Raw genomic sequence first — 22,942 nt, 5'->3', positions numbered from 1 at the left:
TTTAGCTAATTCATTGATATTTATATGAATTTTGTCCTAAATATCCAGATCCCGCACAAATTCGGCGTTGTCCTGAATAAAGTTAAACCGGGCCTCGGCATTCCGGCCCATCAGCCGTTCAACCAGATCATCGATGTCGGCGGATGCGGCGATGGTCGGGCCGGCATCATCATCCATCGTTTCGGCGGTCAGGCCCAGCGTCGCACGGGAATCGGGGATGGTGACGCGGATCAGCGTGCGCTTGTCCGGGTCCATCGTGGTTTCCTTCAACTGCGCGGCGGGCATTTCACCCAGACCTTTAAAGCGGCTGATATCCACTTTGCGGTTTTTGAACTGGGTCGCCATCAATTCTTCCTTGTGCGCGTCATCGCGGGCATAGGCGCTCATCGTTCCGGCGCTGAGGCGGTACAGCGGCGGCTGGGCCAGATACAAATGACCCTTTTCAATCAGCGGGCGCATTTGCGTGTAGAAGAACGTTACCAGCAATGAGGCAATGTGTGCGCCGTCGACATCAGCATCGGTCATGATGATGATGCGTTCATAGCGCAGATTGTCGATTTTGCAGTCCTTGCCCGTGCCCGTGCCCATGGCCAGGATCAGATCCTGAATTTCCTGGTTCGCGCGCATTTTATCTTTGGTTGCGCTGACGACGTTCAGGATTTTACCGCGCAACGGCAAAACAGCCTGCGTATCACGGCGGCGGGCTTGTTTTGCGGAGCCACCGGCGGAGTCACCCTCGACCAGAAATAATTCGGTATCGATCGCGTTGGTGCGGCTGCAATCCGACAATTTACCGGGCAGGCGCAATTTCCGCGTGGCGGATTTGCGGGCCATGTCCTTGTCGTCTTTGCGGCGCTGGCGTTCTTCTGCGCGCTCGATCAGCGTATCCAGCAACAATTTGGCCGAGGCCGGGTCGCCGGACAGCCAATGATCGAAATGGTCCTTGATCGCGGAATCGACCCAGCGGGTCGCTTCGGCGGTGACCAGTTTCTCTTTGGTCTGACCTTGGAATTGTGGGTCGCGGATAAAGACGGAGAGCAGGATCGCGGCCCCACCCATCACATCATCGGCGGTGATAATGCCGGCCTTTTTGTTGCCAACCATATCGCCGTAGGAGCGCAAACCACGGGCCAACGCGGTGCGCAGACCGCTTTCATGCGTGCCGCCCAGCGGGGTCGGGACGGTGTTACAATATGTATGGCTGAACCCTTCGCCATCATCGGGCCACGCCACCGCAAATTCCACACGGCCCGCATCGTCGGGCAGTTTCGCCTGACCCGCAAACGCCATCGGCGTGATCGTCGGGCGGCCATGCAGGGACGCGGTCAGGAAGTCCAGCAAACCGTTGGGGAAGTGGAACGTGGCCTTCGCCGGGGTTTTTGACCCTTCGGGCAGGCAGGCCGGGTCGCATTCCCAGAGAATTTCCACGCCGCGATACAGATACGCCTTGGACCGGGCGATCTGGTACAGCATGGAGGGGTGCAGTTTGGCGCTTTTGCCAAAAATTTCATGGTCGGGCAGGAAGGAGACCGTCGTGCCGCGGTGGCTGGCCGGGCCGATTTTTTTCAATTTCGCGGTTGGCAGGCCACGGGCAAAGGTCTGCCGGTACAGGGTCTTGTCGCGGGCGACGTCAATCACCATCCATTCGGATAGGGCGTTGACGACCGATGACCCCACGCCGTGCAGGCCGCCGGAGGTTTCATAGTTCTTGCCGCTGAATTTCCCGCCCGAGTGCAGGGTGGTCATGATGACCTCCAGCGCAGACTTTCCGGGGTATTTCGGGTGTTCATCGACCGGGATACCCCGGCCATTATCGCTGATTTCCACCGATCCGTCGGTGCGCAGGGTCAGGGTGATCTTGTCGGCATGGCCGGCCACGGCCTCGTCCATCGAGTTGTCCAGAATCTCGACCACCAGATGGTGCAATGCACGCTCATCCGTGCCGCCGATATACATACCGGGGCGGCGGCGGACAGGCTCAAGACCTTCCAGCACCTCGATATCCGAGGCGCCATAAGATGTGTCTTTTGCGGAATTTGACGGTTTTTTCATTTGGTTAGCAAAGAGATCAGCCATAAAATGAACGCATTCGGTCTGTATTTTGTTTCGGTACGGTGGAATAGGATACTTAACCGCTCAAACCCTTGTTGCAAGCGAAAACCCATGAATAAGCACGGTTCAGCACAGGAATCTCTCGCTATGCCCGCGGAAATCGCGGGGAAGGTTCCCAGTTTGCGGACATTTCCCATGCCCGCTGATTCCAACGCCAATGGCGATATTTTCGGGGGCTGGATCCTGTCTCATATGGACTTGGCCGGGGCGGCCCGGGCTTATGACTATGTCGGCGGCCGCGTCGTGACCGTTGGGATTGAGGCGATGAAATTCCATAAGCCTGTTTTTATCGGCGATGAAATCAGCTTTTACACCGAGATCGCCCGTGTGGGCCGCACGTCGGTCACCGTGAAAATTGACAGCTGGTGCCGCCGCCGTGATACACGCAATTACGTCAAGGTGACGGAGGGGCTATACACCTTCGTCGCCATCGGTGACGACCGCCAGCCTGTGGAGATCAGAAAGTCATGATAAACCCGGTCCGCGTATCTTCTCTTCTTTGCTTGTTGATGATGGTTGGGGTGATCGGGCTGGCCGTGCCAAAGGCATGGGCGCAGGCCTTTGATATCAAGAAAATCAGCGAATTGCCGAACTACCCGATGGACCCGGCGGCGTTCGAGGCGGCCACGACGGCGTATGAAGACACCCCGCTGGGGGATAAATTCCTCTCCTACAAAATCCGCCTGCCCAAGGATTGGAAGAAATCCGCCGACGATAATTTGCGCTCGCAGGATCTGAGCAAGCGCCTGCTGGGTGAAGTGGCCCGGTATTACGGCCCGGTGACGGGCGATGTGCGCAGCCGTTTTGTGATTATGGCGCTGGAGCTGGACCACGAAATCACGGCCCGCAACTGGTTCCTGCATTACATTCTGTCGCGTGGTTACACGTTGCAGGGGATGAAGGAATTATCCGACCGCCGGGTTGAAGCTCTTTATATCCAGATGGAAAAGGACACGCCGTTCGTTGTCCGAGCCACTGCCGAAATCAACGGCCCCCGCATGATTTTGAGCATGGTGTATGTGCCCGAAGCTCTGTGGAAGGGGCAGGAGGGGATGCAGGATGCGATTATTGATTCATTCCATTTCATCGCACCCGAAGATTCCCGCCTGAGCAGCACACAGACCTTTGCCTTCCTTGATCTGCTGCGTTTTGATTACCCAACATCGTGGCGGCTGCGCGCCCCCAACATTCAATCCATCGACGTGATGGAAGCCAGTGTTATCAACACGCGCGATGAAAAAACGCTGAACGGTGAAATTGATATCAACATCATCTCCACCGAACTGGACACGACGCTGGCCGAAGAGGTCAAGGCGTTGCAGAAGGAACTGGAAGAACGCGGCATGGTCATCGGCGCGATGATCGAACAGCCGACTGACTACACATTCCAGCCGCAGGTGTCCTATAACCGCGTCGAAGTCTATGAAATGACCAACAAGGAAAAATCGATCCAAGACCACGAATACTGGATCGCCGTGTTGATCGAAGACCGCTACTACTACATCATCACCATGCTAACCCCATCCCGGAACGTGGATTTTTACACGTGGGCGGGAAATACGGAAGCGTTTGGGCGGGTGATTCAGTCGATGCGGCCTTAAGGGATTGCCCTATCGTTGTTGATCCGGGTCTTCACAATACGCCATATTTAATTTGACATAACCAATGGCTAATGCTATTGGATTTGCCATATTCTTACGAGGAGGTGGCAAAATGAGCGATATCAACAACAAAAGCGATGTTATTAAAGGTCTTTTGGATATTAAGGGCGAATATCTTGGGTGGCTAAAAGACGCCATTGATGAATGCGGTGGCCTCAATGTCCGCTTTCACAATTTAATGTTTTCTGTGCATATGCAAGAGCTAGATCATGCCTTGGATCTGGTTGTGCATGATCAGCCAGCCAACGACGTAAAAAAGATTTTGGACTCGCTCGTTGGGAGCTTTAATAAAAAAGCCATTGATGAGGGCCGCAGTGATTGGAGTGGGAAGCCGGGCGCAAAAGTTACGCCGGGTGTGCAGTTGTTTGAAACTCTGTCCAAGAAAACGAAAAATGTTTTTGATCTTATAGGACCTAAATAATTAGAAGCCTTTCAATAGACAAAAAACCGGGGTATTTGCCCCGGTTTTTTATTTTCGATGTTCGCAAACCTTACGACGAATAATACATCTGGAATTCAATCGGGTGCGGCCTTAAAGAGCCTCACTTTCGTTTACATCATATTTATATTTGCACAGTATTCTCTCTGTGCAGGGGGAGTGGAATATGTTGTTTGCACCATCACAGGCCGATTGGTTACGGGATGATTTTGTGCCGCCGTGCCCGTGGGACCCAAGCAGGCCGTCGCTTTTTGCGTATCTCAGTGAAAACGGGATCGAAAAACATATAACTCTGGACATTGATAAGCAGGATTTTCCGCCGCCATTCTTGCCGGACGAAGTTGTGTTTTCTGAATTAACCGGAGATGCCACGGGTCAGGCCGCAATCCCTTCATTGACCGAATTTTATCTGGCGAAGATCGAGTCTGGGCTTGCGGACGATGGAGTTGAAATGCCATTTGAAGCCGTTGCGGATGCGGAACTCTATAAGGATCTTGTTCTGGGCGGTTTTGTTCAGCCAGTGGATGAAACCCTGGAGGCGCTTTATACGGTCATCACAACCAGCCCCGCCATGGAATTTTATCATGTTTTTGCAGAGGAGTTGATGTCGTGGGAGGGGGATGGCCCAATTGCGTTTTACCAAATGTGCCGCTGGCTGGCGCTCAATGCCCCTGACCGAGAGGCTGTCAAATTTGGCTTGATGGGTATGTCTATTTTCCCATGGGAGACTGACGATTTTATTTACGCGATTTTTGCGCGGGATGAATCGTTCCTGCCTTATTGCTATATCCGTCTGCGCAATCGTCTGACATATGAAGAAGTTACGGCGGATGAGTTTGAAAAGAAATTTATAGGCCTTTATCAAATGGCCGAAGGAAGGGGGCGGGATTATCTTCTGACCCAGTTCATTATTGAGGACCAGCGTGAACAGCGCGAAGTGTTTGCGTCGTTGTGGGCAAAGATGCTTCCGCTCGGGCCCAGTCACCGTTTCTCAAATCTGTCTTCATCATTGTTATTATTCAATAACATGGATTTTTATCAGGCTGTCGATCGCCCGCAGATTGATGATGAAACATTGAAGTCCGTTCTGCATGTTTTAAAAAATCTGTTTCTGATGGACGGAAAACACAGCCACATCCACAACGTAGAAAGGCTTATTCCCGTTCTGGACAAGGTTTACGATCATCTGGATCGTTCCGATTTGAATATCACGACCGTGTTTATGTCTGAGCGGATTTATGAAGTTCTGACTTGGTATATCCCGTGGTCGGATCAACAGATTTCCGCCGAAATGAAATGCCGGAAGGCGGATGTTGATGCCATTCGGCAAAAGGCGTTGGATTTCCGGACGCGCCATGGTGATAGGATGCGGGAGATTGTTGTGTCCCATTACGGTGGCCGCGGACATGTGTTTCCGGATATGTTGGGGCATGTATCGCGTCGACTGGGCTTGTTATCGGATGAAAATTACTGGGACTGGCATTTTGAGCAGTTTCAGAAAGGCGGCTCCAGCCTTCTTGAATCATGTTTGCGCCTAGCCGACGACAAAGGTAAATTTGTTGCCGTTTTAGAAGAGCTTTTAAAGCAAAATAGAAATCAGTCCGTTGCCGGGATACCCGTTTATGATATTCAGTTTCTTTATGTCATAGAGGGCGTTTTTCATGAGTTTCTGAGATTTCCCGACGCTCTCTCTCATCCCGCCGGGGAAGAGTGCGCGCTGGCCGTTTTGCGTCTGCCCGATCCGTGTGTGAGGGAGACCGTGCTTGGTGTTTTAGCAGATGCAGCCTTGCGCCCTTGCTGGACCTCTGCAATTCGTTCCGAGATCGAAGATATCAGGGATACCGAGACTGATGATGATATTCAATCATTCCTTACAAAAATTCTTGCCGGGAATGTACACGAGTGACGGGGCTGCCATCAGGCGGGGCGTGCCGGGTGGCGTATGCGGCTACAGTCAATTAATTGATTGTAGCGTCCAAGATTTTCCCGGCTGAAATCATCACAATCAATATCGCGTTTAAAGTGATATGGATGCGCGGGTGGATTTTTCATGAACGCCATCGCGGCATCGGCATCCAGTGGCGGTATGCCGTTACAGAAAGACGCAAGATACAGGGCCGATTTCTCGGGTGTGAGCTTAGCATAGCCTTTGTCCAGCAGCGAGGATACCAAATCAGCCCCTTCGTCGCTGTGCATAAGGTGGGTTGCGGGGCTTTGAGACAATGGGTCTGTGCAAAACTGACAAAAGGTCGGGTCAATCAGGTATAGACTGCGTTCTGGCGCAACTTCAACCACGAGCGCTGCGTGGCCGTGACGCCAATGCCCATCCAAAGATTGTGTGGCGATCGCTTTAACAGGAAGGTTGAGGTCTTGGAACGCATAGCCTGCAATGCATTGTGCGAGGCCACAACATCCCGCAAAAGCGGCCCGTAAACTCATCGGATCGTGCGGATTTGCATGAGTGTCGGACGCAGGATCGTAGACTGTGTGATACAAGATATCCCGCGTCTTTAAGACAATTTCATCAAGGAGACGGATTGTTTCGTGTGACAATATTGCGCACCTCTCAACCGAATGTACCACAGGGCCTTTTGCAGCGCCAGAAAAAGCGGGACATGGTTGAAAGTTCATCAATAAAACAAAGAAAATCCGGGGCTCTCACCCCGGCTTTTCTTTTTATCTCTATCGCAAATCTTACGACGAATAATACATCTGGAATTCAATCGGGTGCGGCATGGTTTCGAAGGCCATGACTTCTTCCATTTTGAGTTCGATGTAACCGGCGATCAGGTCGCGGGTGAAGACGTCGCCTTCCAGCAGGAAGCTGTGGTCCTGTTTCAGGGACTCGAGCGCTTCGCGCAAAGATCCGCATACGGTCGGGACGCGGCGCAGTTCTTCTTCCGGCAGGTCGTAGAGGTTTTTATCCATCGCTTCGCCCGGATGGATTTTGTTTTTGATGCCGTCCAGACCAGCCATCAGCATGGCGGAGTAGGCCAGATACGGGTTGGCCAGCGGGTCCGGGAAGCGGACTTCCACACGTTTGCCCTTCGGCGAAACGGAGTGCGGAATACGGCAGGACGCCGAACGGTTGCGGGCGGAGTAGGCCAGCAGGACCGGCGCTTCATACCCCGGGACCAGGCGTTTATAGCTGTTGGTCGTCGGGTTGGTGAAGGCGTTCAGCGCGCGCGCATGTTTGATGATACCGCCAATATAGAACAGGCACATTTCCGACAGGCCGGCATAGCCGTCACCCGCGAACAAAGGCTTGCCGCCCTTGGACAAAGACTGGTGCACGTGCATGCCCGATCCGTTATCGCCGTAAACCGGTTTCGGCATAAAGGTCGCGGTTTTGCCATAGGCGTGGGCGACGTTGAAAACGACATGCTTGTAAATCTGCATGTTGTCGGCGCAATCGACCAGCGTGGAGAATTTGATGCCCAGTTCGTGCTGGCTGGCGGCCACTTCGTGGTGGTGCTTTTCAACCGGAACGCCCATGGTGCGCATGACGGAGAGCATTTCCGCGCGCAGGTCAACGCCGCTATCCACCGGAGCGTCCGGGAAATAGCCGCCCTTCACACGCGGGCGGTGGCCCATGTTGCCATCGGCATAAGTGCGATCGGTGTTGCTCGGTTCTTCAATGCCATCCAGTTCATAGGCGACTTTGTTGCCGCGTACGGCGAATTTTACATCGTCGAAGACGAAGAATTCGGCTTCTGGTCCGAAATAGGCAACATCGGCCAGGCCCGTGGTTTGCAAATAGGCTTCGGCGGCCTTGGCAATGGAGCGCGGGTCGCGGACATACGGCTTCTTTGTCACCGGGTCATAAATGTCGCAGAAGATTTTCAGCGTCGGTTGCGCGGTGAACGGGTCGATGGTGACGCGGGTCACATCCGGCATCAAAACCATGTCGGATTCGTTGATGGCTTTCCACCCAGCGATGGAGGAGCCGTCGAAGAACACGCCGTCGGTCAGCAGGTCTTTGTCGACCGTATCGACATGCTGAGTCGTGTGTTGTTGTTTCCCGCGCAGATCGGTGAAAATAAAATCGACATATTCAATGTTGCGATCGGTAATGGCCTTCAGTAAATCGGCCACGCTTTTGATGTTCAGCTCTGCGTCGGACATGGGTTCCTCTAATGCTTCCGGAAGGGGTGTTAAACTAAGTTATTGTAATCATTGCATTTTAGATATGCTTTAAAAGCAATGCTGTCATGCAATTTTAGGCTATCAGTCTTAAGTATCACGCCAGTGTGCCCCTGTCTATCGCAAAGCACAAATATTTTTCCGTTTTGGCAGAAATACTTGACGAACGGTCGCAAATCTTGCATTTACAGGGGCCTTCGGCCTTTTATGTGGCGGCTGTAGCTCAGTTGGTAGAGCACTCGGTTGTGGTCCGGGTTGTCGCGGGTTCGAGCCCCGTCAGTCGCCCCATTTTCCTTCTGAATCAATTCATTAGGGTTTTTCCAATGGCTGAAATTTCCGATCCGGTTCAGATTTTGACGGTAACCCAGATGGCCCAGGCGGACCATCTGGCCGCGACGCTTGCGGGTCTGGATGGATTCGCGCTGATGCAGGCGGCGGGCATGGCTGTGGCGGAAGAGGCCAAGCGCGTGCTGGGGCGGCGGACGTTTCTGGTCCTGTGTGGGCCGGGCAATAATGGCGGGGATGGATATGTCGCGGCCATGAATTTGCTGGCCGATGGGTTGGATGTGCGGCTGTATGCGCTGATCCCGCCCGCCCATATGAAGGGTGATGCTGCGCGCGCCGTTGCGGGTTGGACCGGCCCTGTCCGCAATTTCTCCGAACTTCTCAATGATCTGGAACATGGCGATTTTGATGCCGACCGCACGGGCGTGATTGACGCCGTGTTCGGGGCCGGGTTGTCGCGTGCGCTGGAATTTCCGGTGCGCGATGCCTTTGCCGCCATTCGGGCCAAGGATTTGCCCGTCATCGCCGTGGATGTGCCCAGCGGGGTGAATGGGGACACGGGCGCCGTGGATCATGGCGCGCCCAAATGTCTGGCCACCGTGACGTTCTTCCGCAAGAAACCGGCGCACGTATTGATGCCGGGGATGGAACAATGCGGGTTGGTGAGCGTGGCCGATATCGGCATTCCCGACGAAACGTTGGAAAAGACGGGTTTTGCAGGCATGGAAAACTGCCCGCCTTTGTGGGTGGATGATGTGCCCGTGACCCATCGGGGGCAGCATAAATATGACCGGGGCCATGTGCTGGTTCTGGGTGGGGCGCGCTTGACGGGGGCGGCGCGGCTGGCCGGGGCGGCCTCCATGCGGGTCGGGGCCGGGGTTTGCACCATTGCGGCCCCCGCAGAAGTGCAGCGCATTTATCAAACCGGACCCGCCCATATTATGAGTGCGGTGGCGGACACGCCCGCGGCGTTTCTGGAATTGGCCGGGGATGCGCGGCGCAATGCTTTGTTGATTGGACCCGGTGCGGGGCTGGACCGCGCGGATGACCTGCGCGCCATCGTGCTGGGGGCCTGCGGATTGGCGGGGCGCAGTGTTGTGCTGGATGCTGATGCGATCAGTGCCTTCGCGGGTCATGCCGATGAATTGTTTCACGTGGCGCATGATCATTGCATCCTGACCCCGCATGAAGGGGAATTTGCGCGTTTGTTTGGTGATTTGCCGGGATCGAAGATCGACCGGGTGAAAGAGGCCGCCAAGCGGAGTGGGGCGGTGATCCTGCTCAAAGGGGCGGATACAGTCATTGCGGCCCCGGATGGGCCCAAGGGTGAACAATGTGTCGTGAGTACCCACGGCCCGTCCTGGCTGGCCACGGCAGGGGCTGGGGATGTGCTGGCGGGCATGATTGCAGGGCTGGCGGCGCAGGGCGTTGCCCCGTTCACAGCCGCCTGTATGGCGGCCTGGATGCACGGCGAAACCGCGTGGCGCTTGGGTCCGGGGCTGGTTGCAGCCGATTTAGCCGAAGGAATCCCGGGAATATTAAGGGATTGGGCTTGAACTCGGCGCGCTTTTCTGGTTTGTGAAGGGTTGAATTTCAGGCCGCGCCAGTGCGGCTCTGGGATGCGGATGTGGCGGAATTGGTAGACGCACTGGATTTAGGTTCCAGCGGGGTGACCCGTGGGGGTTCGAGTCCCTTCATCCGCACCACCCTTCGCTCCTGTGGAGCTTCGGGTGGCTGGCGCCACGACCATTGGCGAACGAGTTTTACATTTTGATATCAACGTCTTGCAAAGAGAACTTAAGATGCAGGTTAAAGAACTGAAAAAAGAAGGCCTGAGCTGCCAGTATGAAGTGACGGTTACGGCACAGGATATCGACGCGCAAGTGGATGTGCGCCTGCAGGAAGTTGGTGAAACGATCAGCCTGCCGGGTTTCCGCAAGGGCAAAGTGCCGCTGAAGCTGCTGAAGCAGAAATATGGCCGTTCGGTCATGGCCGAAGTGATTGAGAAAGTCGTTAATGACGGTGCGCAAAAACTGATTACTGAGAAGAACTTGCGCCCGGCTCTTCAACCGAAATTTGAAGTGACGTCTTTTGACGAAGGCAAAGACCTGACCTACACGATGGCTGTTGAATTGCTGCCGGAATTCAAGGTTACGGACGTGAAAGCGATCAAACTGGTGAAGCCGGTTGTGAAAGCGGACAAAAAGGAAATCGACGAAACGCTGGAGCGTATCGCGAAATCCAACGCCGAATACGAAACCATCACCGAATCCCGCCCGACGAAAAAAGGCGACGTCATCGTGATGGACTTCCACGGCCGCACCGCGAAGGACAACAAACCGCACCCGGGCATGCATGCGCACGCTGCGAAGCTGGAACTGGGCAGTGGCCAATTCATTCCGGGTTTTGAAGACCAATTGGTCGGCAAAGCCGTTGGCGACAAGGTTGAAGTGAAAGTGACCTTCCCGGAGGCGTACCACGCCGCCGAATTGTCGGGTCAGGACGCCATTTTCGACGTTGAAATCCACGAAATCCAAGTGGCCAAAGACGCGACAGTGAACGACGATTTCGCCAAGAAACTGGGTCTGGACAGCGAACAAGCGCTGCGCGATCTGGTCGAAAAGCAAATCCAAAGCCAGTATGACGATGTCAGCCGCATGAAACTGAAGCGCTCCTTGCTGGACGCTTTGGACGATGCCCATGATTTCGAACTGCCGCAGGGTATGCTGGATCTGGAATACAACAACATCCTGAGCCAGGTTCGTATCGAGCGTCAGGGCGACCTGAAAGACGGTAAACTGGAACTGACCACCGAGGAAGAAGACGAGCTGCGCGCGATTGCTGCCCGTCGTGTTCGTCTGGGTCTGGTTCTGTCCGAAATCGGTCGTGAAAACAACATCCAGATCACCGATCAGGAAATGCAACGCGCCGTGATTATGGAAGCTCAACGCTTCCCGGGTCAGGAAGGCGAAGTGTTCGAATATTACCGTAAAAATCGCCAGGCTCTGGAAGCTCTGCGCGCGCCGGTATTCGAAGACAAAGTTGTCGATTTCCTGTTCGAATTGGCTGACGTGAGCGAGAAAGTCGTCACAGTTGAAGAACTGACCAAAGAAGACGACACCCCGTACACGGGCAAAAAAGCCGAAAAAGCGAAGAAAAAGGCTTAAGCCTTTCGCTTTTCTGAATGAATTAAACGCGCGGCCTTACGGGTCGCGCGTTTTTCTTTGGGCCGGCGGTGGATCTGGGTGTTGGCATGTTGGGGGGCAGGCCACATTAACCCCTTGAACATTCGGTATTCAGGCGATACGTTTGGTTTATGGCGAATCTCGCCATGTCCTGCATCCACCTTATTCACGCCGAGAGTCCAGACAATGATTAGAGAACGCGATCCAGTAGACCTTTTCACGAACACGCTGGTGCCGATGGTTATCGAGCAGACCGCCCGTGGGGAGCGTTCGTTTGACATTTATTCGCGCCTGTTGAAAGAGCGCATTATCTTCCTGACCGGCGAAGTGGAAGATCATGGTTCCGCCCTGATCTGCGCTCAGTTGCTGTTCCTGGAATCGGAAAACCCGAAAAAAGAAATCTCGTTCTACATTAACTCCCCGGGCGGTGTTGTGACCTCTGGTCTGGCGATGTACGACACGATGCAATACATCAAATGCCCGGTGGCCACCGTATGTACCGGTCAGGCCGCGTCGATGGGTTCGTTGCTGCTGACGGCTGGGGCGAAGGACAAACGCTTCTCTCTGCCGAACTCCCGCATCATGATTCACCAGCCGTCGGGTGGTGCACGTGGTCAGGCAACGGACATCGAAATTCATGCGCGCGAAATTCTGCGCCTGCGTGAACGTCTGAACCAGATCTATGTGAAGCACACGGGGCGCAAGCTGAACGAAATCGAAGTGTCGATGGAACGTGACAATTTCATGTCCGCCGACGAAGCCAAAGCCTTCGGCCTGATCGACCACGTCGTCGAAACCCGCCCGAAAGCATTGGAAACGGAAAAGCCGAAAGAATAGGGCGTTCGTGATTTTACAAACCCCGGGCGTGGTTTTCGAACCATTGCCCGGGGTTTGTGTTTTTAAGCAAGAGATTGAAACGCGAAGGCAGTTTCTTTTATCATCGTCATACCGGCGAAGGCCGGTATCCATACGATCCATGCCATGGATACCGGCCTTTGCCGGTATGACGGGTGGTGGGGGATGATGGATTTTACTTCGCGCCCTTCGCGTTTCAGCCCTTCCTACCGCTAAGGGACTGTCTGCTTGTAATAAAATTACAAGCCTTGATTTTTGCCCCATCAATTAACATTTGATTGGAACAGGCGGGGCCAGGCTCTTTGGATTATTCAAAAACACAACAAATCCGGCAATCTCCTGTTAAGAATTGTGGTACTATAGTGGGTCAATATCGCCTTGGGCCGTTTCTGGCGATCTCACCTTGGTTTTACGTAACATATACAGCACGAGCGAGTGAATATGATCGGTTTCCAGTCTTCTTCCAAAGACGCTGTTCTTCCTGTCCTGCCTTTGCGCGACATTGTCGTGTTTCCGCACATGATTGTCCCGCTGTTCGTGGGGCGTGAAAAGTCGGTGAAGGCGCTGGAAAACGTGATGCGTGAAGACAAGCAGATTTTGCTGGCCACGCAAAAATCGCCGTCTGTGGACGATCCGGGTCCGGATGACCTGTATATGGTCGGGACCATCGGTACCATTTTGCAATTGCTGAAGCTGCCCGACGGAACGGTGAAGGTTCTGGTCGAGGGCAGCCGCCGCGTGAAGATCAACACCTACACCGCGCACATGGATTATCTGGAAGCATCCGTCACGGACGTGATTGATGACGTGAAGGAAGACGAGGAAAGCGAAGCGCTGGCCCGTGCCGTTGTGAATCAGTTTGAACAGTATGTGAAGCTGAACAAAAAAATTCCGCCGGAAGTGATTGTGTCCGTGAACCAGATCGAGAATATCTCGAAGCTGGCCGATACGATTGCCGCGCATCTGGCACTGAAGATTGAAGAGAAGCAGGAATTGCTGGAAATTCCGCTGACCATCGATCGTCTGGAAAAAATCTTTGGTTACATGGAAGGCGAAATCGGCGTTCTGCAGGTTGAAAAACGCATCCGTAACCGCGTGAAACGCCAGATGGAGAAAACCCAGCGCGAGTATTATCTGAACGAGCAAATGAAGGCCATTCAGAAAGAGCTGGGTGACAATGGCGAAGGCGTTGACGAGCTGACCGAGCTGGAACGCAAGATCGATGAATCCAAAATGTCGAAAGACGCGCGTGACAAGGCGAAAGGCGAGCTGAAAAAGCTGCGTTCGATGAGCCCGATGTCGGCGGAAGCCACGGTCGTGCGCAACTATCTCGACTGGATCCTGTCGGTGCCATGGAACAAACGCACCCGCGTGAAGAAAGACATCAAGGAAGCCCAGCACATTCTGGACAAAGAGCATTATGGTCTGGAGAAGGTCAAGGAACGTATCCTTGAATATCTGGCCGTACAGCAACGTGCGAACAAGGTGAAGGGCCCGATCCTGTGCCTCGTTGGTCCGCCGGGTGTTGGTAAAACATCGCTGGGTCAATCCATTGCCCGCGCGACGAACCGCAATTTCGTGCGGATGTCGTTGGGTGGCGTGCGTGATGAAAGCGAAATTCGTGGTCACCGCCGCACTTATATCGGCGCGATGCCCGGTAAAGTCATTCAGGGGATGAAGAAAGCCAAATCATCCAACCCGCTGTTCCTGCTCGATGAGGTGGACAAGCTGGGTCAGGATTGGCGTGGCGACCCGTCCAGCGCATTGCTGGAGGTTTTGGACCCGGAACAAAACACGACGTTCAACGATCACTATCTGGAATTGGATTATGATCTGTCCGACGTGATGTTTATTTGCACGGCGAACAGCCTGAACATGCCGCAACCGTTGCTGGACCGTATGGAGATTATCCGTGTAGCCGGTTACACCGAGGATGAGAAGCTGGAAATCGTCAAACGCCACCTGCTGAAAAAGCAGATCAAGGCGGCGGGATTGAAGCCAACCGAATTCAAAGTGTCCGATCCGGCGATCCGCGATCTGATCCGGTATTACACGCGTGAAGCGGGTGTGCGGAATCTGGAACGCGAATTGGCCAATCTGTGCCGTAAATCCATCAAAGAAATTTTGATGCGTGGCAAAGATGGCGGCGTGTCGGTTACACCGAAAAACCTCGAGAAATATGCGGGTGTTCGCAAATATCGCTACGGCGAAATTGATGAACAGGATCGCGTTGGTATCGTGAACGGTTTGGCGTACACCGAATTCGGCGGCGATCTGCTGTCGATCGAGGCTGTGACCATGCCGGGCAAAGATGGCAAAGTCTCCACCACGGGCAACCTGAAAGAAGTGATGCGTGAATCCATCACTGTGGCGGAAATGCTGATCAAATCACGTGCGGCGAAATTCGGCATTGATTATAAGAAGCTGAATGAAACCAGCATCCACGTTCACGTGCCGGAAGGCGCAACGCCGAAAGACGGTCCGTCCGCTGGTGCGGCGATGACCACGGCGATCATTTCGGCGCTGACCGGCATCGAAGTGCGCAAGGATGTGGCCATGACGGGTGAGATCAATCTGCGCGGTTACGTGACCGGGATTGGCGGCCTGAAAGAAAAATTGCTGGCGGCATCACGCGGTGGAATCAAGAAGGTTCTGATTCCGCAGGAAAACGAAAAAGACCTGGCGGATATTCCGCCGAACGTGAAGAAAATGCTGGAGATTATCCCGGTGAATGCCATCGAGGACGTGCTGACCCATGCCCTGATCCGGCTTCCAGAGCCGATATTAGGGAAAGAAGAGGGTGAAATCGACCCGGTTACGGCAAAAACCGCAGAAAATAAGGGGGAAGGCGTGATTCGCCATTGATGCCCCCCTAAAATGGGCGTAAAAATGTGGGGTCCGAAAGGCGCAGATTCCCTTGGGTTTTGACCAAGGACAGCGCGGGTTCGGGCCCCACATTCCTTTTCTGGCTTCGCGTATTTAAAGCCTGATTGTGAATGATGTGGTTCTGGCATTTTGTCTTTAACACGATCACAGAGGGGGATAACCCGTGAACAAACAGGATCTGATCAACCACGTTGCAAAAGTAACCGGCCTGGCCAAAGCACAAGCGCAAGAAGCTGTAGAAGCCACGTTCGAAGGCATCAAAGAAACCCTGCAAGGCGGTGACGATGTCCGTCTGGTTGGTTTCGGTACCTTCACGGTATCCGCACGCGCTGCCACCACGGGCCGTAACCCGCGCACGGGCGAAGCCATTGCAATTCCGGCTTCCAAACAGCCGAAATTCAAAGCCGGTAAAGAGCTGAAAGACGCTGTAAACGGCTAATCCTTCGGCCTGATTTCAGGTTTTAAAACCCCCGCGCGGAGCAATCCGGCGGGGGTTTTTCATTCTGTCCCACTGCTATCGTCACCCCGGCGAAGGCCGGGGTCCATAGGATAGGCTGTATGGATACCGGCCTTCGCCGGTATGACGGGTGGGGATGATAAGACCGGGGATGAAAAAGGGCGAAAAACAGAAAATAGGGCTTGAAACGGGGCGCGTTTTTGCGTAAATCTACGCCCCTGAAGACGGCGCGCGGTTAGCTCAGCGGTAGAGCAACTCGTTTACACCGAGTGGGTCGGGAGTTCAATCCTCTCACCGCGCACCATTTTAAAAAAGCCCCTGCGCGTGCGGGGGCTTTTTTAATGTTTGTTTTCAGGCTGTTAAGGCGGCTTCTCTGCCCCAAATTTGCCATCCCGATCAAAAGGGAATATTAACGTCTCCGCCGTACAGTACAGGCTGGGGTAAAACCCGCTGAAAACTTGAGGAATGGCAGAGAAGAGAGGCGCTTTGGCGCAGCGTAAAACAACAAAAAGTCAGTCTGATAAAGCTGCGTTGTCTTATCGCCCCCCCGTGACCGCCTTGTCGGGAGAGGCGGGGGTTGGCCTTGTCCGCGCGCATATTGACCGGTTGCTGGGCGCTGATGGCGCGGATGCTGTGGCGTATGAGTCGGACCGTCTGGCCCCGTATATGACCGCGCTCGGCCAGCGTTTGGCGGCGGATGGTGTGGTGCAGGCCACGGAACCCAGCCCGTTTAACGCCACCATGGGCGTTGTTGCGTACCATAAATTTATTGAAACTGCCCCATCCCCCGAAACGCAATTTGAACCCGGGCGCGTGCGCGGGGTTTTCAACACAATGGCCGCGGATACGGGCAATCTTGTTTTGTCCGAAGTTGCCATTGTTTCAGCCGATGTGTGGGACAGGGTGGTTTCTGATGATCGCCTGAAAGCTTTTAGCCGCCCGTCCGATATTGCCGGAAGAAAATATCAGTTGGGGTTCATTCAATGTATGAAGCAGACGGCGCAATCATCCGTTGCCTTTCCGGTGATGGGGTTGGATTCGGACCTGATGGACCGGATTGCGCCCTATGATCCAGCCGACCTTCTGGAATCGTTGTCCGCCATTGCGACCATTGCCAATCATGACGTGTTGCATGGTTTGACCAGCACCGCCGTGAGCCAGAGCATCACCCATGAATTTCGCAAACCCGAATATGGCGATGTGTTGAACGGGTTTTTGACCGCGTATCTGGCGTTTCGCACCAATGAAAAAGACGCCGATGATTATGCGGACAGTTACGAGGCATGGGCGTTGGCTAGCCATGCCGACACATACCGCGAAATGCGCACCAACGGCGATGACCGCAATCTGGATGTTCAGGTTGAACGATATTGTGACGCGTTGGAGCGGATTGATGCGGCCTTGGAAAAGGATGGCGCATCGCCCGATATGCGGCATCGCTACATGGATTATCTGGGTACGGTGGCGTTGTATTCGCTGGTGCGGGTATTGCCGGTGGATGACCCGTTGATGGGGCGAGCCCTGACGCGAATGGAAACGCTGACCCGGCCGGATGGGTCCGATCTGGTCCAATATATGCGTGACCGGTGGCGGAACAAGGATACGCGGTACCCCGAACATGTGAATTTGGATCATCTGGGTGCGATGTATCTGGAATTTTTAGGGCGTCCGGGGTTTATGACGGATGACGTTCTGATGGATTTGAATACGGCTTTGTCCACATGTCTGCAGTATGAATGTGAAAAGCCGGCGGATGCCCAGAACAAGGTGTTGCATGGGGCCAGTTCGATTGGCGGTGTGCGCCAATTTGAGAAACAGCCCGTTGCCATTCAGGAAACGATCAAAGCCTATGCCCGCGGATTGGCGCATGTACGGTTTGATGAGGAAGCGTCATTGCGCGATCCGGCTTTGTGCCATGTTGACAAGGGCGGGAATGCAGACCGGTTTCAACAGGCCGTTGCGCCCATCTGGCCCCGGCCCGATATGCCCGAAGGTATGCGCATTGGTGTGCTCAACAAAATGAAGCAAACACGCAATGCCGTGGTCGGAGCGATGTTCCGATCTCTGCAGAACTATCTGCACCGCCATCCGTCCGATCCGGATTTTGAAACGAATATGCACCGTTTGGGCGTGATCCATTTTGACGGGCTGCGGCGGCAGGTGGTGCGGGGTGTTCTGGACGGGCAGGTGGGGCCTACTCTGGCGTATCGCGCGGTGCGCAATTACCGTCATGCGGGGATCAATATTCTGGGGCGTGAAGGGCGTGAACCATCATGGCGTCAGATGAAGATATGGGATGTCATGCGCACCACGCCGGTCATTCCCTATATTTTGTCCCCGGCCATCAAGGACGAGGAACTGGCCCGCATGCACCGTATTTCTAAAACGGTTGATCGTGGCGTGGTTGCCATTCTCGGCACCGGGCAATCGGCCCCCTGATTTATTGGACATAACGGATCGTTATTTTCCGGATACAGGCGTATGCCCGTGCCATGCTGCGCTGCGTGTTGAATGGGACCCGGCTTTCAGGCAAGAATAGGCCGCGTTTTCACATCATGGAGTCTTACATGAAAATCGGCGTGCCAAAAGAAATCAAAGCTCAGGAACATCGTGTCGGTCTGGTGCCGTCATCGGTGAAGGAATTTATTGCGCGCGGTCATCAGGTGATCGTCGAAACCGGAGCCGGGGCCGGCATTAATTTCAGCGATGATGATTACAAAAAGGCAGGCGCCACGATTAAAGGCACCGCCAAAGAAATCTTCGCCGAAGCCGACATGATCGTGAAGGTAAAAGAGCCGCAGCCGGTTGAATGCCAGATGCTGCGCGAAGATCAATTGTTGTTCACCTATCTGCATCTGGCCCCGGACCCGGATCAGGCCAAGGGCTTGATGGATTCCGGTTGCGTGGCGATTGCGTATGAAACGGTGACGGGCCGTGATGGTCGCGGTTTGCCGTTGCTGGCTCCGATGTCGGAAATTGCGGGTCGCCTGTCCGTTCTGGTCGGCGCCAACAACATGATGAAACACATGGGCGGTGTTGGCCGTTTGATTTCCGGTGTACCGGGCGTTCGTCCGGGTAATGTGCTGGTGATTGGCGGCGGTGTGGCCGGGTTTAACGCGGCGCGTGTGGCCGTGGGCATGGGCGCGAATGTGACCATTCTGGAACGTGATCATGACCGCCTGCGCACCTTGGATGATTATTTCCGTGGTCAGGCCAACGTGATTTATTCCAGCATGGATTCGGTCGAACAATATGTTCAGGTGTGCGATCTGGTGATTGGCGCGGTTCTGATTCCCGGCGCAGCGGCACCGAAACTGGTGACCAAGCCGATGCTGAAAACCATGATTCCGGGTTCGGTCATCGTGGACATTGCCATTGATCAGGGCGGGTGTTTCGAAACCAGCCGTGCCACCACGCACAAAGACCCAACCTATGTCGTTGACGGCGTCGTGCATTATTGCGTGGCCAACATGCCGGGCGCGGTGCCGCTGTCATCCGCGTTGGCGTTGAACCATGCGGTTCTGCCTTATGCGCTGGCTTTAGCGGATAAAGGGTGGAAGCGGGCCGTGATGGAAGATCCCAATTTGCGAAACGGTTTGAATGTCTGCCGTGGTGAAATCACGTATCGCAGCGTGGCGGAGGCTTTGAATTTGCCTTTCAATCCAGAGCCAAAAGCACTGGCGGCATAGCCATTCGCATTTTGCACATTAAGACGGGGGCCAGTGGCCTCCGTTTTTTTGTCGCAATTTATCCGTGTCCGGTGCGACAATGGATGTAAGGGGACATACTTAATCCATATTTTTGTGATTTATTGCGGAGGAGCCTATGCGTGTGCGCGGACTGGCTGGACATATCCGTGAGTATGTATCGAAATTAGCGTTCTGGACGCACCCGGATGATCGGGCGTTTTCTACGCGGTCATATTCCAAAAAACCAATGCGACTAACAGAAAGCCAGCACGCAGAGCTTGAAGTTCTGTGTGCCAAGCTTTTCGAAAAAAATGATCTGGTCGCATCCGGGCGTTTGCAGATTTTGGGTCTGCGCGCGGTAAAGGCGCAGATGGGCCGCCGATGGAACGGGATGCAGGACCAGGTCTTTGTGATTTGCGAAGGAACCATCAGCAAATATCTGGAACGTGGCGATATTTACATCCGGTATGAAGATGACAGTTACATCCTGTTGTTTATGAGCAGCACGCTGGTTGAGAGCGATATGAAGGCCGCGTTGATGGCCGAAGAAATACGGCGGCGTTTGTTTGATGAGCTGGGGCTGGATTCCATTACGATGGAAAAAGAAATGTCGCAAATATCCGCCCATGAAGTGGACCGGAATTTGCCGTTCATCAAATCTGTTCCGCTGGCCTTTGACAAAGGGCGCATGCGGGCCACGATGGAGATGGCGGAGCAGGGGCATAAAACGCCAGATTTCACCCCCATTCCCCGGACGGAAGTGGAATTTGTGCAACACCGTCACCATGCGCGGCGCTTTGGCAGGTTAAAGCCGCCCCCCAAACCAGATCCCGTGATTATGCCATTCAGCGGTGTCCGCTTTATGCCCGCATGGGACCAATATCGCGGGCGGCGCGTGTCATTGGTGGCTGTTGCCGATTATCCGGGCGCGGGGCCGAATGCGATGCAGTCACATCGGAATTTTTATATTGGACGCAGTGACCACGAAGTTGTTGAGATGGATATGTTCATCCTGCAGGCTATTATCAATTGGCTTCAAAACAACCCGAATGCCATACCTGAATTTGGTTTGATATGCCCGGTTCATTTTAAAACATTGTCCAGTATGGATGGAAAAGAACGGTATCGTTCTTTGTGCCAGAAAATTGATGATCGTATGAAGCAATTCATGTTGTTTCTGGTTATGGATGTTCCGGTCCATATGCCGTGGTTGAGCATGAATCATCTGGTATCGCCATTGAAAACATACAGTCGATTTTTGTGCGGTCAGGTTCCGCTGGATATAACCGATACAGATATTGAAGCGTTGCGTATGGCGGGATTTGATGTTCTGGGTGTCTTCATTGGTGATTCCGCGGCAGGTCGAACACATCGATCATTGGAGCCGGATCTGGAAAACTTCGTTCATCGTGCGCGAAAACATATTATCAATCGCACATTCATCATGGGGGCCGATGATGCCGATGCGGCCGTAGCGGCAGCGATGGCGGATATTCGGTTTATGGCGGGTGATGCCATTCATCCCTGTGTGCAAAATCCAGAGTCAGAACAGGATTTTTCGATGAACGAATTCTTCAGGTTATGGCGGAATGACCCGGCGCGGTCTGGTGGTGTTCATTAGGATTTAATAATGAATATTGTCTTCGCTGGGTTTACTGAAAATCTCTGCATTCTGCGACGTATTTCCGGTCTCAAAAATATCTTCCGATATAACCTTAAGCTGTCTTGCTTCGACATCCATTCTTCAGTGTAGGTGCGCACAATCATAGTACAACGGGTTTTAAAAATAAAAAATATTTCGGGAGAATGGGTAATGGTCGGTCAAGGGAATGTTCATCAAGAACAAAATTTCATGTCGTTTAAAAATAATGCTGTCCTGGGAAACGCACTGTCTGGGTTCTTTAACAAAAATGGGGTTGTCGCCGCAGGGCGGATGGAAATTTTAGGCTTGCGTACAATCCGTAATAATAGCGGAGCGCGATGGGAGACGCTGCATACTCAGGTCGCTGAAGTTTGTAAAACCGTCATCGGTAAATATATCAGCGACGATGATATGTGCGTCGAATTTCGTGATGATGCCTTTATCCTTCTTTTCACAGAAAATACGATTGTAGAAAGTGATTTGAAAATTACCCTGATCGCCGAAGAGATGAAGCGCAGCTTGCAGGCTTTGGACGGTGTGGATCAAATTAATGTCAAGAAAGATGTATCGCTGATCCAGATGACCGATCTGGATCACAATATACCGCTGGTGCAATCCATTACGGCGTTGTTTGAAAAAGGGCGCGTGAATGGGCAGATCCAGTTGACGGCATCGCGGTCGCCAAATTTCTCCTCTGTGTTACAGGCCGGGCACGAACGCGCGGCGCGTTTGCACCATGAAATGACGGCGCCGCATAAAACAGAAACCGGAGCCATGGATGATGTTCACGCGCTGCCCTTCACGGCGGTGCGATATATGCCGGTGTGGGATCATTATAAGGGGCGCAAAGTGGCCCAGATGGCTGTAGCCGATTATCCGGATGCTGGCGGACAGGCCATTCGGGCGCATGAAGCCTTTTATGCGGGCGCGCCGGGGGCCATGGTGATTGCCATGGATATGCTGGTGTTACGTACCGTCATTGCCTGGTTTCAGGCCAACCCCGATATGATCCCGGATTTTGGAATTATTTGTCCGGTGCATCATTACACCTTGTCCAGCATGGACGGGCAACAACGCTATCGCGCCCTGTGTCAGAAAATCGATGAGCGGATGAAAGCCTATATGCTGTTTATGGTGATGGATGTTCCATCCCATACGCCGTGGATGACATTGAACCGGATGATTTCACCGCTGAAAACATTCGGGCGCGTTCTGTGTGGCCGTGTATCGCTGACCAGCATTGGTGATGCGGATTATGAGGCCTTGCGGATGGCTGGTTTTGATGTGCTGGGTGTTATGGTGAATAACCCTGCATCCAATGGTGGCCGCGCGTACAAATTGATGGAAAGCGACATTCGGAATTTCGTAAAACGGACGCGCCGCCATTTGATCACCAGAACCTTCATGCTGGGGGCGGATGATCCCAAAGTGGCACTGGCCGCCGCCGCCGCCGATGTCCGATTCATTGCCGGGGACGCAATTCACGCCTGTGTTGCCGAGCCAGAGGCCAGTTTGGATTTTCACAAGGGCGGCTTCTTCCGCATGTGGCGCGAAGGGTTGGTCGGCGTTGATGTTAACTAACTGATTT

General features: G+C 53.7%; 16 protein-coding genes and 3 tRNA genes. 16 read left to right on the top strand and 3 right to left on the bottom strand.

What is annotated here, in order from left to right; all coding sequences use genetic code 11:
• Window positions 1–36: 36 nt before the first annotated feature.
• Window positions 37–2,076 carry a DNA topoisomerase IV subunit B gene (gene parE, locus ACSC94_RS04690; RefSeq protein ID WP_435641888.1) on the bottom strand — a complete coding sequence of 680 codons (2,040 nt, stop codon included), beginning with the start codon at window positions 2,074–2,076 and terminating at the stop codon, window positions 37–39.
• A 123-nt stretch (window positions 2,077–2,199) separates the two neighbouring features.
• Here parE and ACSC94_RS04685 point away from each other — a divergent pair, with 123 nt between their 5' ends.
• From ACSC94_RS04685 to ACSC94_RS04670, 4 genes are all read left to right on the top strand, one after another.
• A complete protein-coding gene (locus ACSC94_RS04685) occupies window positions 2,200–2,583 on the top strand; it encodes an acyl-CoA thioesterase (RefSeq protein ID WP_014102931.1) in 384 nt (127 codons plus the stop codon).
• The gene (locus tag ACSC94_RS04680; RefSeq protein ID WP_435641887.1) at window positions 2,580–3,713 is read left to right on the top strand and encodes a hypothetical protein; all 1,134 of its coding nucleotides are present in this window, start codon (window positions 2,580–2,582) and stop codon (window positions 3,711–3,713) included. The genes ACSC94_RS04685 and ACSC94_RS04680 overlap by 4 nt, the downstream gene beginning before the upstream one ends.
• A 112-nt stretch (window positions 3,714–3,825) precedes the next feature.
• Window positions 3,826–4,194, top strand: a complete 369-nt coding sequence (locus ACSC94_RS04675) for a hypothetical protein (RefSeq protein ID WP_435641886.1) — start codon at window positions 3,826–3,828, stop codon at window positions 4,192–4,194.
• Window positions 4,195–4,378: 184 nt separating this feature from the next.
• Window positions 4,379–6,118, top strand: coding sequence for a hypothetical protein (locus ACSC94_RS04670; RefSeq protein ID WP_435641885.1), 1,740 nt, complete (start codon window positions 4,379–4,381; stop codon window positions 6,116–6,118).
• A gap of 11 nt (window positions 6,119–6,129) precedes the next feature.
• Here the strand turns inward: ACSC94_RS04670 and ACSC94_RS04665 are convergent, their stop codons facing one another.
• On the bottom strand, window positions 6,130–6,765 hold the full coding sequence (locus ACSC94_RS04665; RefSeq protein ID WP_435641884.1) for a hypothetical protein: 636 nt from the start codon (window positions 6,763–6,765) through the stop codon (window positions 6,130–6,132).
• A 141-nt stretch (window positions 6,766–6,906) separates the two neighbouring features.
• Window positions 6,907–8,337: a type I glutamate--ammonia ligase gene (gene glnA / locus ACSC94_RS04660; RefSeq protein WP_435641883.1), complete on the bottom strand. Its 1,431-nt coding sequence runs from the start codon at window positions 8,335–8,337 to the stop codon at window positions 6,907–6,909.
• A gap of 230 nt (window positions 8,338–8,567) precedes the next feature.
• Between glnA and ACSC94_RS04655 the strand changes: the two genes are divergently transcribed.
• The 12 genes from ACSC94_RS04655 to ACSC94_RS04600 all read left to right on the top strand — a co-directional run bounded on the left by ACSC94_RS04655 (window position 8,568) and on the right by ACSC94_RS04600 (window position 22,935).
• A tRNA-His gene (locus tag ACSC94_RS04655) sits at window positions 8,568–8,643 on the top strand.
• 35 nt (window positions 8,644–8,678) lie between these two features.
• Complete coding sequence (locus tag ACSC94_RS04650) at window positions 8,679–10,196, top strand: NAD(P)H-hydrate dehydratase (protein ID WP_435641882.1); 1,518 nt, start codon at window positions 8,679–8,681, stop codon at window positions 10,194–10,196.
• A 65-nt stretch (window positions 10,197–10,261) separates the two neighbouring features.
• Window positions 10,262–10,346 (top strand) — tRNA-Leu (locus ACSC94_RS04645).
• Between the two features lie 96 nt (window positions 10,347–10,442).
• Window positions 10,443–11,807, top strand: a complete 1,365-nt coding sequence (gene tig / locus ACSC94_RS04640; RefSeq protein WP_435641881.1) for a trigger factor — start codon at window positions 10,443–10,445, stop codon at window positions 11,805–11,807.
• Between the two features lie 204 nt (window positions 11,808–12,011).
• On the top strand, window positions 12,012–12,662 hold the full coding sequence (gene clpP, locus ACSC94_RS04635; protein WP_435641880.1) for an ATP-dependent Clp endopeptidase proteolytic subunit ClpP: 651 nt from the start codon (window positions 12,012–12,014) through the stop codon (window positions 12,660–12,662).
• A 459-nt stretch (window positions 12,663–13,121) separates the two neighbouring features.
• Window positions 13,122–15,545, top strand: coding sequence for an endopeptidase La (gene lon, locus ACSC94_RS04630; protein ID WP_435641879.1), 2,424 nt, complete (start codon window positions 13,122–13,124; stop codon window positions 15,543–15,545).
• A 184-nt stretch (window positions 15,546–15,729) separates the two neighbouring features.
• Window positions 15,730–16,005 (top strand): HU family DNA-binding protein, encoded by a 276-nt coding sequence (locus ACSC94_RS04625; protein WP_014102923.1) that lies wholly within the window; start codon window positions 15,730–15,732, stop codon window positions 16,003–16,005.
• Window positions 16,006–16,252: 247 nt separating this feature from the next.
• Window positions 16,253–16,327: transfer RNA gene (locus ACSC94_RS04620), tRNA-Val, on the top strand.
• 161 nt (window positions 16,328–16,488) lie between these two features.
• Window positions 16,489–18,462 (top strand): hypothetical protein, encoded by a 1,974-nt coding sequence (locus ACSC94_RS04615; protein WP_435641878.1) that lies wholly within the window; start codon window positions 16,489–16,491, stop codon window positions 18,460–18,462.
• A gap of 128 nt (window positions 18,463–18,590) precedes the next feature.
• Window positions 18,591–19,712, top strand: a complete 1,122-nt coding sequence (ald, locus tag ACSC94_RS04610) for an alanine dehydrogenase (RefSeq protein ID WP_435641877.1) — start codon at window positions 18,591–18,593, stop codon at window positions 19,710–19,712.
• A gap of 247 nt (window positions 19,713–19,959) precedes the next feature.
• Entirely contained in the window at window positions 19,960–21,333 is a 1,374-nt protein-coding gene (locus tag ACSC94_RS04605) for a hypothetical protein (protein WP_435641876.1), read from the top strand.
• A 327-nt stretch (window positions 21,334–21,660) separates the two neighbouring features.
• Complete coding sequence (locus ACSC94_RS04600; RefSeq protein ID WP_435641875.1) at window positions 21,661–22,935, top strand: hypothetical protein; 1,275 nt, start codon at window positions 21,661–21,663, stop codon at window positions 22,933–22,935.
• Window positions 22,936–22,942 lie beyond the last annotated feature (7 nt).

The organism is Micavibrio aeruginosavorus (genome assembly GCF_051245535.1).
GTDB classification, from domain to species: Bacteria; Pseudomonadota; Alphaproteobacteria; order Micavibrionales; family Micavibrionaceae; genus Micavibrio; species Micavibrio aeruginosavorus_D.
Note: the sequence above shows the minus strand (reverse complement) of the source record. Positions and strands in the feature narration are given on the sequence as shown.